The organism is Aquabacterium sp. A7-Y, assembly GCF_026153205.1.
In the GTDB taxonomy this organism is placed as follows: domain Bacteria; phylum Pseudomonadota; class Gammaproteobacteria; order Burkholderiales; family Burkholderiaceae_C; genus Caldimonas.
The window spans coordinates 1-10843 of the sequence record NZ_JAPFBW010000067.1 but is presented as its reverse complement, the minus strand read 5'-3'; the positions used below and the strand labels follow the sequence as shown (position 1 = coordinate 10843).

The following is a 10843-nucleotide window of genomic DNA, read 5'->3' as shown; positions in this document are numbered from 1 at the left end:
GCGTTCGAACTTGCGCGGCTCCTGCTTGGCGTACAACGGCTGGCCCAGGGTGTTGACGCTCTCGTTGAAGTCGGCCGGCGCGACATAGGTGGCAAAGGTGTCCACCGTTCCCGTCGGAAATGCGTGCGCCTCGCCCGCCGCAATAAAACGCCGCACGTTGCCCTCGGCGTCGGTCGCCTGGCCACGGTACTCCTCGAACGTCATGCCTCCGAAGCTGAAACCCCGCCGCATATCCGCAATCAGCACTGCCCCGTCCTGCCAGCGCAGGTAGGCCTCGACCACCTTGGCGTGCCCCGTGAGCGCTGTAAAAAACTCCGGCGAGCACAGGCAGTGCACCCCGTTCATGAACTCACCCTTGAGGTTGTCCTCGATGTGGCCCAGCACCTCCAGGCACTTGCCCTTGACGTTGGTTTTTTCGTTGGCGAGCTCGAAGCCCACCGCCTTGGCCGGGATCTCGAACTCCCGGTAGAGGTCGTAGAGCACCGAGCCGTCGGCGTCGAGGATCACGCCCTTGAGCGCGCCCATGCGCAAGTGCTCGAGGGTGATCGCGTGCTTGTTGCGCATCGTCTCCAGATGGCCGGCCAGGACGCCAGCCACGGTTTCGAGCTCGGTCTCTGAGCCGAAGGCCCGGATGCCCTGGACCTCCTCGGGCAGGACGACGTCGTCGTGCGGGATGTGCGGCACCACGAAAGAGCGGACGGCGCGCTTGCCGCGCTTGCCCACCGTGCCGGGCGCACCGGGCGGCAAAGTCGGCAGCAGGTTGAGCACGCCGTTGCGCTCCTCGACCAGGATCTGGCGCAGGCGCACCGGCTTGACCGGCATCAGGCCCAAGGACTCCAGCCGGCCGTAGCGGTTGGGCAGGAGGTTGATGGCTGCGGTCAGCGCTGCCATCGAGAAGGCGGGATTGTTGAATGGGTTCTGCATAGGGAACGCACAAAAGAGAACCCGCCGGGCGCAACGCGCTGGGCGGGTTCAGGGAGGGAAGGGGAGCGGGAAGCGGCCGGGGGCGTTCAGGCGCTGGCGCGCACCACGATGCCGAGCGTTTCAAGCTGTTCGACCGCAGCGGATTGCTGGACGGGGGTGATGCCGGCGGGCCAGACCAGCGCCTGGCTGGCCACGGTGGCGTGGCGGGCTATCAGGATCGCGTCGAAGCGGTCGGCCTGCGTAGCGTCGACGTCGAACGCGAGCACGCCGGCCGCGACTTGCGTGCCGTCCGTTGCCGCCAGGGCCAGCCCCTTGAGCTTGCCGGTGGCGGTCTCGCGGCCGACCACCGTACCGAGCGCCAGCTTGCGGCCGGAAGCGACCGTCGCTACGTCCCGTGAGTAGAGGTTAGGCGCCTCGTACTTGAGCAGGTCGCCGAGGTTGGGAGATTCGCGGATCACCGGCATGGTCAGGCCTTGATGAGCTTCTTGACAGCGGCCATCAACGGGCCGGACTCGGGAGAGGTCGTCGTTCCGGCGTCGGCGGTGATGCGGGAGGCAATCTCCGGCTGGTCGGCACGGGCGTCCAGGAGCGTGCGCCGCACCTTCTCCTGGCTGAAGCCGGCCGCCAGGAACTCGGCGGTGCGCTCCGGTGCGCCGGCGATGAGGCACAGCTCGGCGATCGCCTGGGCTTCGTGGCGGGTCGCGTCTGCTGCCGACACTCCAGCGGTGGCGGGCAGCGGGGCAACCGGTGCAACAGCCGGGGACGGTTCGCCGGTGCCGGCAGCTTGCGCCGCGGAGTCCTCCGGCGGCGCCATGTGTTCGTGGATGTTCAAGGTCGGGTCCTTGTGGAGGTGGGATGTGGGAGACAGGGGGCTGGCCGTGGCGCTGCGTGACGGGCCGGTGGCCCGCCGCAGGAGCGGGCTCAGATGCGAGGTGAAGTCGCTCACGACCTCGTCGAAGCCCGCGACGCCATCGGCCAGCCCCGCCGCCACAGCGTCCTCGCCGAACAGGAGCCGGGCTTCGGTCGAGCGGACCGCCTCCTCGCTGAGGCTGCGCATCTGCGCGACCGAGGCGACGAAGATTGCGTAGAGGCGATCGACCTCGGCCTGCAGCGCGGAGGCGGCCTCGGGCGTCAGCGGCGCGTGAGGGCTGAAATCGTTCTTGTGGTGGCCGGCGTAGACCGCCCGGTAGGCGAGGCCGTCCTTGGCGTCCTTGACCGACTGGTCGACGTGCAGCGCGATGACGCCGATGGAGCCGACGCCCGCCGTCTGCGAGAGCGTGAGCCGGCGCGCGGCCGAGCCGATGGCATAGGCGGCCGAGAAGGCGGCGTCGTTGGCATGGGCCCAGACGGGCTTGGTGCGGCTGGCCGCGCGGATGCGCCCGGCCAGTTCGAAGACACCGCCGGCCTCACCGCCCGGCGAGTCGATGTCGAGCAGGATGCCTTTGACGTCGGGATCGGCCAGCGCCGCGTCCAGCCAGCCCGCGATCTCGGCATAGGACGTCAGGCCCGAGGCGGCTTCCAGCCCCATCGTGCGCCGCACCAGCGTGCCGTGGATCGGGATGACAGCGATGCCGGGTGCCGGCGGCACCGCCTGCTTGGGCGGCAGCAAGGGGACGACGGCGTCCGTCTCCGGCAGTCCGATGCGCGAGCCGAGCACGGCCAGGATTACGTCCAGCTTGGGGCGCGCGATGAGCAGCGGCGTCCCGTAGAGGCGGGACGCCAGGTGAGGCAAGGACATGTCAGAGGTCCGGTTCGTCAGAAGGGATCGCAGCTGGTGCTGCGGCGACCGGGCGGTCGTGGCGCGGGTCCGAGTCGAAAACCAGGCCGAGTTCGTCCGCGCGCTGGTTGTCGGCAGCGATCTCGCGGTCGATGTCCTCGGCGTCGTAGCCTGAGGACGAGATCGCTTCGGACCGCGAGAGCAGGCCCGAGCGGATCGCGGTGTTCATCGCGTCGAACTCCTTCTTCGGATCGACCCACTGCCAGCCCTGCGGAATCCACTTCACGGCCTGGTAGGACCGGCGCCGCCGCGCATAGCCCGGCAGCTCCAGCGCGCCCTCCAACACCGCCTGGGTCATCCACGCCCGCCAGATCGGCCGGCACAGCTGGTGCACGATCACGCCGTGCTGCAGCGCTTCGCAGCGGCGCCGGAACTCCAGCAGACCGGCGCGGATGGACGAGTAGTTCACCTGCGTCAGGTCGCCGGTGAGCATCTCGTAGGTGATGCCCATGGCCGCCGCGACGGCGCGGAACTGTTGGCGCATGAACTCGGCATAGGAACTGCCGACGTCGGCCGGCGCGGAGAAGCGGATCTCCTCGCCGGGTTCCAGGAACTGCAGCGTGCCGGGCTCCAGGCCGCCGAGAGCGACCCCGTGGGCATCTGGCTCGCCTTCGCCCATGAGGTTGTCCTCGGGCGCCGCGCGCGTGATGAAGCCCGCGAACATCGCCGCGGTCTTCTTGCGCACCAGCTCGGCGTCGTCGTACTGATCGAGTTCGTGCAGCTTCACCAGCGCCCGCGCGAGCCACGGCTCGCCGCGGATCTGGCCGGGCCGCAGCGGGCGGAACAGGTGGATCACCTCGTTGGCCGGGATGCGCACTGTGTCCATGCCGCCGGTGCCCGACATCGGCGCCAGCGCGCCGTCGTTGGGGTGGGAGCGGTACAGGTGGTACGCCACCCGCCGGCCCAGCCGGTCGAACTCGATGCCGGCCCGCACCAGGTTGCCAGTGGGCAGCTCGGTATTGAGCGTGACCGGCAGGTGCTCGGGTTCCAGCACCTGGATCTGCAGCGCCACCGGCAGCCGGTCCTCGGGGCGACGGTAGCGCAGCCGGACAATGGCTTCGCCGCCTTCCAGCATTGCTCTGCAGGCCAATGCTTGCAAGCCGTAGAAGTCGGTCAGCCCGGCGGCGTCGGCATCCTCGCACCAATCGCGCCAGAGTGCCTGGATGGCCTCGCGTTGCACCATGTCGAGCACCATGGACTGCGGCTTGATGCCGGTGCCGATGGCATTGGCGACAAACGCTTCCGTGCCGGCCGCCGCCCAGGCGTTGCGGCGCACCAGGTCGCGGCTCTTGGCGCGCAACTCGTTCTGTGAGAAGGCCAGTGCGGCGACGGCGCCCGGGTTGCCGACGATCCAGGCCAAGGCGCGCCTCCCACCGCCCACGCCGTCGTAGGTCGGCGTGCCGCCGAACAGGCGGCGCCTGATATTGGCGAACCAGCCCATCAGGTGCCTTTGCTTGTCGTGATGCGGATCTGGCGCGGCGGGCGGGCGATCCGGCCTTGGGCAGCCAGGCCGCGCTTGACCTCGTGCAGGGCTGCCTGCAGCTCATCGACGTCGCGGTACTCGACCATCTTGTCGCCGAAGCTGACACGTCGCTCGCCCTTGGCGAGGGCGGCTTGCAGGCGCTGCAGGTCTTCTGGCGTGTAGGCCACGGGGAAGGCTCCTTGCTGGTTGAGCGGCTGTCACCTGGACAGCCAGCGGCTTTTGACGACGCGGCGAACTCGCCGCGGTGGCCCAGAAGCGCCGAAGCCACCGGGGTTGGTGGCTTCGGGCGGGGCGGGGGAAAACGGATCGGGCGGTGAGCCATCGGAGACGGGGCGGGGCGACGGGACCACCTCGCTAAACGGCCGCTCCAGCTCGCGCCACTGGCGCTCTTCGAAACGGTCCAGGCCGCAAGCCGCCGCAGCAGCCCTTGCATAGTTGAAACAATCCAGGCCCTCGTTGCGCTCGCGCATCTTCTGCCACTCGCGCACCGGGAAGCCGTTGCGGTCACGGCGCGTGACCAGCTGCTCCGCGCACAACTGCTGTAGGTACTCCGCATCCATCGCGGGCAGATGGACATAGCCGGGCGGGTAAACGATCTCGCCGGTGCTGCCGTCTACGCTCGGTACCTTGCGCAGGTTGCTGTACAGCTCCTGCTTGGCGATGCCGACCACCACGCTGAACACCTTCATGCCGCGGCGCAGCCGGCGGCCTCCGGCGGTGACGTCCACCGCGGTCGGCGTGCCGATCAATGCCGCGCCTTTGGACACGCCCTTGACCGCCATCACCCGGCTGTCGTGGCAGGACCGCACGAAGGCATAGGCTTCCTGCGTCTGGAAGCCCGTGTCCAGGGCCAGCTTGGCCAGCGGCATTTGCACGCCGCTCTCGTGGGTCCAGGTCTCGTTGAGCATCGCGCCCAGCTGCTGCCACACGCCCGCGAGGTCGGTGTCGCCCATCAGCACCCGGTGCTCGATGAGCCAGGACTCCTTGCCCCGGCCCCACGCCCACACCGAGACCTCGATGCGGTCCTTCTGCACGTCCGCGCCGGCCACCAGCAGCAGCCCGCCCCAAGGCACGGTGCCGACGCGGTAGCTCTCGCGCCGCTCCAGCAATCGCTGCCAATCGGGTGCTTCGCCGTCCTCGACCCAGGTCTCGCCCAGCTCGGTATTTTTGAAGGTCTTGATGGCCGCCGACGAGCGCGATTCCTTCGCCGTAGCGCTCTCCCACGCGGCGGCGATGTCCCGCCAGGACCGCCACCCGATGGGGCTGTAGAGCGACGACAGGTGGAAGCCGGCGGTGCGCCGGGCCCCGCCGGTCACGGTCGGCCGCCACTGCCCACGCTCCAGCATCCAGGTCTTGTGGTGCTCCGGGATGGGCTCTTCGCAGCCCTCACAGACATAGGCCGCTGTGTGAGGCCGCCCATGCTCCCAGCGCAGCCGCTCGAAGCGCAGCCACTGGCTGTGTCCGCAGTGTGGGCAGGGCAGGAAGTAGCGGCGCTGGTCTGAGGCTTCGTATTCGCGCTCGATGGTCGACGCGCCCGCGATGGTCGGCGTCGAGACGATGAAGATCTTGCGCCGGGCGAAGGTCCGGGTGCGCGCCTCGGCCAGCGAGATCGCGTCGCCTTCGCCCTCGACGTCCAGCGGGTAGCCGTCCACCTCGTCGAGGAACAGGTAGCGCACGGGCATCGAGCGCAACCCGACTGCGCTATTCGCGCCGGTCATCACCAGCACGCCGCCGCGGAACTCCTTGGCGAGGACGGTGTTGCCGGCGTCGCGGCTGCGCGCCGGCGCGATCAGCTCGGCCAGCGCGGGCGTCTCTTCCACCAGCGGGTCGATGCGCTGCTTGGAGTTGCGCTTGGCCATGTCCACCGTCGGCCAGACCGCCATCATCGGGCCCGGGGCGTGGTGGATGACGTAGCCGATCCAGTTCGAGCCAGCCTCGGTGTTGTGGGTAGGAATCCAGCCCTTGCCGCACAGGAACAGGTGATCGGACGAGTCCACGGCGATACAGCGCACCGGCACCGAAGCCACCGGCTGGATATCCACGACGCGTCGGCGCCGGCTTCTGGCGGGCAGACCCTTGTCGACCGAGCGCATGCGCGCGAGTTTGCGGGAGAGCCGGAACATCGGCTCTTCCGCATAGGCGGTCCAGGTCACCCGCCAATGCTCCTGACTGGCCGTCCAGCCTTGCTCCCGGAATCGATCCAGCTTGCCTGGTCGGCTGGACACGCTGGGCTTGTAGCCCAGGCTGTGCAGCAGCTCGACCAGTCCATCGATCAAGTTGCGATCGACGTTGGAGAAGGTACAGGTCTTGCCGTCAGCGCTGATCGTGCCGTCCGTGTCCATCAAGCCCTGCACCAAGGCCAGGCGCTGCTGGTGGCCGGCGCGCAAGTAAGCCTGCGGGATGTGCTTGTTGTCCAGCAAATCCAACAACCGCAGCCGTGTCGTGAAACTGGAGCGACCGCTGCCAGCCAGGGGCAATCGATCCTCGCCAATGGTTCGGCACGTCGGGTCGATGATCACATTGGCGCAGCGACCCTTGCGCCAGGTGGGCAGCCGGAATACGGCATTGACGCCACAGGCATTCAAGTGCTGTGCGATCTCCTCATCGTCTTCGTGCACGCTGATGTGATTCATCGCGCTGCTGCCGTCACCCAGCCAGACACCGAGCACGTAGGGATGGATCAGCAACGGTTCGGGAGGCAACTCCACGCCCTTGCACAAGTCCACGGCATATCGGAAACGTTTGCTCTGACCCAGCTTCAGACGCCCGATCATCTGCTCGGTGCGCAGCGTGCGCGCCTGCGGGACATCGTTGGTGAAGTCCCACACACACCACAGGTGGGCTGCGTCGCAGACCACGGCCTGGCCATCTTCGAAGAGGACGCGATAGCAGGGCTGGTCTTCGAGCACTGGCGAGACGCCGGTGACTTTGCAGGGCCAGCCATCGGCACCGAACACATAGTCGCCGGGGCTCAACTGACCCATCGTGCTCCAACCTTCGGGAGTGGGGATCGGCGTGTCGAGCGCCAGCGGCGCTCCGACCTGCGCGCCTTTCATGAACACCACCCGCTCCACCGGCGACGTCGGCGACAGGCAGTCCAGGATCTCACGCAGGTAGGGCGTGCGGGCAGTGCGCCAGCGGCCCGGTTCCGCGGAGGCCTTGCTGGACAGGATGCGATGCCGGTCGGCCCATTCGGAAACGGTCAGCAGCGGGTCCGGCGTCAGGCCCTCGCGCCAAGCGCGCTCGATATCGTCGGCCCCCTCGTAGTTGAACTCAATCATCCGTCCACCCTTGGTGCCACCTCTCCCAACTCCTGCAGCTGCTCGCGCACGGCGGTCTCCAGCGCCACGTGCAGCTCGTGAGGGTCCACACCGAGCCGGGCTGCCAGCTCCGACGACACCCGCCCTGGCCAGTTGAGCCAGGCGTCGCGCTCGGCGCGCGCCAGCTTGAACACATGCGCCAGGGCTTGTGAGCGGTCCACCAGCTCGCCCTTCAGGCGGGCCAGCCGGACCTTGTTGGCCTGGGCTTTAACCACCTCGTTGACCGTGCGGGCCTGCAGCAAGGAGGTGCCACCGGATGGGGACGTGCCACGTTCCACCAGGTCGCTTTGCACCTGTGGCGCTTTCTGCCGCGTGCCCACCTTCGGCGCTTCGGTGTTCTGCGTCCATTCCGCGTCGGCCCGCTCCGCATTGATGGTGCCGTCGGGCTCGGGCGTGATGCGGCCCGCAAGGACCGCTTTGCGCACGGCGGTGTCGCTGACGCCGCGGTGGCGGGCGTAGGCGCGTAGCGAGATTCCCATCAACAGCTGTTCACGATGACTGCATTCCCTGTCGAAGCACCGAAGGCCTGGAATCAACTCGCATCAACTCAGCCGTTGCTGCACGGCCCGAGCGGAGCGTTCATAGCGACCTCGCACAACGACAACCAACCAACGCAAAGGAACCGAACCATGAACGCAATCACCCTGACCGCCACCCAGCGCGAAACCCTGGAGTACGGCCTTGACTACACCAAAGGCCGCATCGAATGGTTTCCGCCGAGCGTGAAAGGCGGCGCCCGCGCCAAGGTGCTGCAAGGCCTGCTGACGCGCGCCCTGGTCGCAGAGGAAGGCGGGCACCACGTTGTGACCGACGCCGGCTACGCAGCGCTCGGTCGGAAGCGGCTCACGGCCCATGCGCCCAAAGCCCAAGCTAAGGGCAAGCGCAAAGGCGCGGCCCTGGCGGTGACGGCCGCGGACGCACAAGACGACCTGGAGCAGGAGGTCGCCGCCGCCGAAGCGTCCTGGGCGACGGGCACCGCGGAACCGGACGCTGAGACGGAGAGGGCAGACCCTGCCGCTGCGCCGGCCACCAAGGCGACCCGCGAGCCGCGCAGCAACAGCAAGCAGGCCCAGGTGATCGCCCTGCTGCGCCGCCCGGAAGGCGCCACCATCGACGAGATCCGACAGCTCACCGGCTGGTTGCCGCACACCGTGCGCGGCGCCTTCGCGGGCACCTTCAAAAAGCGGCTCGGCTTGAACGTGATCTCCGAGAAGGGCGCCGAAGGCGGGCGCGTGTACCGGATCGTCGAAGCCGGTGCCGTTCCGCAGCAGGACGGGCAACACGCCGAGGCCATGGACGACGAAGCTGCGTGACCCTCGGGGCCGCCAATGGGCGGCCTCTGTGTGACCACCACAGCCCCAACGAAGACTGATCCACTGCGCAGCAGCGCGGGCTACGAACCGCGCTGCCAGCGCGCCCCTTTCCACACCACACATGGACGGATCGTGAGCGACACCTCATCGAGCGATACCCAGGATCTCATCCTTCAATACGCCATCGACTACACGGAGGGCCGCATCGAGTGGTTCCCGCCTCACGTCCACGGGGCCGCCCGCAACAGCGTGCTGCAGGCGCTCTTCAACCGCGGCTTGGCCAAGACAGACGGCCACCGGTGGTTCGTGGCGCAGGCCGGCTACGAGGCCGTGGGGCGCCGCGCGCCGCAACCCGTACCTCCGAACCCGTTCGAGGAGATCGACCGGCTTCTGGCACAAGCCCAGGCGGTCTGGGAGCTGGAGCACCTCAAGCCCACGCTGCACGAGCCGGTGCCGGTGGGCGGCAGCTATGCCCAGCGCAGCAGCGCACCGCCGCTGTCCACCTCGGATGGAGGGGCGATGGACGAAAAGGCGATGCAGGGTCGCGGGCTCCCCACTGAACCGGGCCCGGTGTCCCCGTCGCCGTTCTCTCACCTGTGAATCAACCAGCATCATCTAGACCGTTGCCAAGCAGGCCCCATCCGAGCGTTCATAGAGCCGTCGCAACAACGCGATGACACCAAGGAAGAACGCAACATGAACATCACGATCGAAGCAGACGCCATGACGATCCACATCGCCCGCACGCCGCGCACCGTCTGGATCAACGGCGAGCGGGTCACGGTCACGGAGTTGGGCCCCGCCTTGGCTTTCAGCCGGAAGCCAGCCCGCCTTGCCGACGTCGGCGGTGGTGAGCTCCAGCGGGTCTACATCACGGTGACCCACGAGATGACGACGGGCGAGTTCGACGACTTTGTGGGCGACCTCGGCCGCAGCCGCGAGTGGATGACCGGCGAGGGCGGTTCGGTCGGCGATGCCTTCCTGTGCCTTGAGATCGTGGCACCCGATCGCCCGGCCCTGTACGTCAATCCCGAAGGCAGCAGCTACGCGCGCTACGTCGCACGGCTCGGCTGATCAATCGGTATCAGGTGGGAGGCCAAGACCCCTTGGCTTCCTTCCCGGGAAGAGCGTGAATGGTGCTGTCCCCACCACGCCAGGAGGCACCTGAATGAGCAGCAGCACGCGATCAAATCCAGCGCGGCAGATCGCCACCTTATGGACCCACATTGCGGCCCGCGCCGACCAACCCGACGCACGCGCCACTGTGGCCCAGGAACTGGCCCACATTGCCCAGCGACCGCTCGCGTCGGCCGAGGCGTTTCTGGCGACCAAGCCGGGCCTGCGTTTCGCAGAAGACGTGCTGCACCGGCTGCGGCACGGCTTCTCCCTGGACGACGCTCTGCAGATGACGCTGGGGCGGTGGCTGCGCCGGGGCGTTGCCATCCCGGCGTTTGTCGAGCACGGGATTGCCCCGCAGATCCCCTACTTGATCGGCGTGATGCGGTTGGTGGACATGAAGGTCGATCTTGGTGATTGAGCCGCGTGGTGCCGGGCTATCAATTCCTATCCAAACTGATGCTCTGCACCCGTTGGCTTGTCCGGCACATAGAGCGTCAATAGGGGTGTCGCAACCACCAACCTGAAAGGACCAAGCGATGCAAGACCTCCACGAAATCCTCGCCGCGCAAGCCCGCCACACCGCCCGCGACGTGCTGCTGCGCGCCCGCAGCGTCCTGGAGCGCGCCGTTGAGGAGATCGACAGCCGGCTTCGGGACTACGACAACGCCCGGGACGACACTGAGCGGGCAGCGGTCGTGAACCGGATCATCAACCACCTGGCCAGCAACATCCAGCCGAACCTCAACATCGCCCTGATGGCCGAGCAGCAGGCGGCGCTCGCCAAGCTGGCGCGGTAAGCGAAAGGGGCCGGGCCGCCGGCCCCTCTTCACGCATCAACAGGAGGAAGAGACCATGAGCCGCACCGTGAGCATCCCCACAGCCGAAGGCAGAGGCCCGCGAGGTCCGG

The 10843-nt window shown here is 68.0% G+C and carries 12 protein-coding genes; 5 read left to right on the top strand and 7 right to left on the bottom strand.

Going from position 1 to position 10843, the window contains the following annotated elements; translation table 11 throughout:
- The 7 genes from OOT46_RS30345 to OOT46_RS30315 form a co-directional block, all read right to left on the bottom strand.
- The coding region (locus OOT46_RS30345) for a major capsid protein (protein WP_265407358.1) at window positions 1–924 on the bottom strand (924 nt) is incomplete at its 3' end.
- An 86-nt stretch (window positions 925–1010) separates the two neighbouring features.
- Window positions 1011–1388: a head decoration protein gene (locus OOT46_RS30340; protein WP_265407357.1), complete on the bottom strand. Its 378-nt coding sequence runs from the start codon at window positions 1386–1388 to the stop codon at window positions 1011–1013.
- A gap of 2 nt (window positions 1389–1390) precedes the next feature.
- Window positions 1391–2662: a S49 family peptidase gene (locus OOT46_RS30335; RefSeq protein ID WP_265407356.1), complete on the bottom strand. Its 1272-nt coding sequence runs from the start codon at window positions 2660–2662 to the stop codon at window positions 1391–1393.
- A gap of 1 nt (window position 2663) precedes the next feature.
- Window positions 2664–4142: a phage portal protein gene (locus tag OOT46_RS30330; RefSeq protein WP_265407355.1), complete on the bottom strand. Its 1479-nt coding sequence runs from the start codon at window positions 4140–4142 to the stop codon at window positions 2664–2666.
- Window positions 4142–4351: a phage head-tail joining protein gene (locus OOT46_RS30325; protein WP_265407354.1), complete on the bottom strand. Its 210-nt coding sequence runs from the start codon at window positions 4349–4351 to the stop codon at window positions 4142–4144. Before OOT46_RS30325 ends, OOT46_RS30330 begins: the two co-directional genes overlap by 1 nt.
- A 30-nt stretch (window positions 4352–4381) precedes the next feature.
- Entirely contained in the window at window positions 4382–7465 is a 3084-nt protein-coding gene (locus tag OOT46_RS30320) for a terminase gpA endonuclease subunit (protein ID WP_265407353.1), read from the bottom strand.
- Window positions 7462–7983, bottom strand: a complete 522-nt coding sequence (locus OOT46_RS30315; RefSeq protein WP_265407352.1) for an elements of external origin — start codon at window positions 7981–7983, stop codon at window positions 7462–7464. The genes OOT46_RS30320 and OOT46_RS30315 overlap by 4 nt, the downstream gene beginning before the upstream one ends.
- 150 nt (window positions 7984–8133) lie before the next feature.
- On the opposite strand from OOT46_RS30315, the gene OOT46_RS30310 reads away from it, so the two are divergent.
- The 5 genes from OOT46_RS30310 (at window position 8134) to OOT46_RS30290 (ending at window position 10733) form a co-directional block, all read left to right on the top strand.
- The gene (locus OOT46_RS30310; protein ID WP_265407351.1) at window positions 8134–8817 is read left to right on the top strand and encodes a DUF3489 domain-containing protein; all 684 of its coding nucleotides are present in this window, start codon (window positions 8134–8136) and stop codon (window positions 8815–8817) included.
- A 132-nt stretch (window positions 8818–8949) separates the two neighbouring features.
- Window positions 8950–9417, top strand: coding sequence for a hypothetical protein (locus OOT46_RS30305; protein ID WP_265407350.1), 468 nt, complete (start codon window positions 8950–8952; stop codon window positions 9415–9417).
- Window positions 9418–9513: 96 nt separating this feature from the next.
- Complete coding sequence (locus OOT46_RS30300; protein ID WP_265407349.1) at window positions 9514–9891, top strand: hypothetical protein; 378 nt, start codon at window positions 9514–9516, stop codon at window positions 9889–9891.
- A gap of 94 nt (window positions 9892–9985) precedes the next feature.
- Window positions 9986–10354: a hypothetical protein gene (locus OOT46_RS30295; protein ID WP_265407348.1), complete on the top strand. Its 369-nt coding sequence runs from the start codon at window positions 9986–9988 to the stop codon at window positions 10352–10354.
- A 118-nt stretch (window positions 10355–10472) separates the two neighbouring features.
- Window positions 10473–10733 (top strand): hypothetical protein, encoded by a 261-nt coding sequence (locus OOT46_RS30290; protein WP_265407347.1) that lies wholly within the window; start codon window positions 10473–10475, stop codon window positions 10731–10733.
- The last annotated feature ends 110 nt before the right edge of the window (window positions 10734–10843 follow it).

Bases quoted from the DNA above. Each gene is read 5' to 3' on its own strand.
- OOT46_RS30340 (WP_265407357.1), bottom strand. From the start codon at position 1,388: ATGCCGGTGATCCGCGAATCTCCCAACCTCGGCGACCTGCTCAAGTAC.
- OOT46_RS30335 (WP_265407356.1), bottom strand. From the start codon at position 2,662: ATGTCCTTGCCTCACCTGGCGTCCCGCCTCTACGGGACGCCGCTGCTC.
- OOT46_RS30330 (WP_265407355.1), bottom strand. From the start codon at position 4,142: ATGGGCTGGTTCGCCAATATCAGGCGCCGCCTGTTCGGCGGCACGCCG.
- OOT46_RS30320 (WP_265407353.1), bottom strand. From the start codon at position 7,465: ATGATTGAGTTCAACTACGAGGGGGCCGACGATATCGAGCGCGCTTGG.
- OOT46_RS30315 (WP_265407352.1), bottom strand. From the start codon at position 7,983: ATGGGAATCTCGCTACGCGCCTACGCCCGCCACCGCGGCGTCAGCGAC.
- OOT46_RS30310 (WP_265407351.1), top strand. From the start codon at position 8,134: ATGAACGCAATCACCCTGACCGCCACCCAGCGCGAAACCCTGGAGTAC.
- OOT46_RS30300 (WP_265407349.1), top strand. From the start codon at position 9,514: ATGAACATCACGATCGAAGCAGACGCCATGACGATCCACATCGCCCGC.
- OOT46_RS30295 (WP_265407348.1), top strand. From the start codon at position 9,986: ATGAGCAGCAGCACGCGATCAAATCCAGCGCGGCAGATCGCCACCTTA.
- OOT46_RS30290 (WP_265407347.1), top strand. From the start codon at position 10,473: ATGCAAGACCTCCACGAAATCCTCGCCGCGCAAGCCCGCCACACCGCC.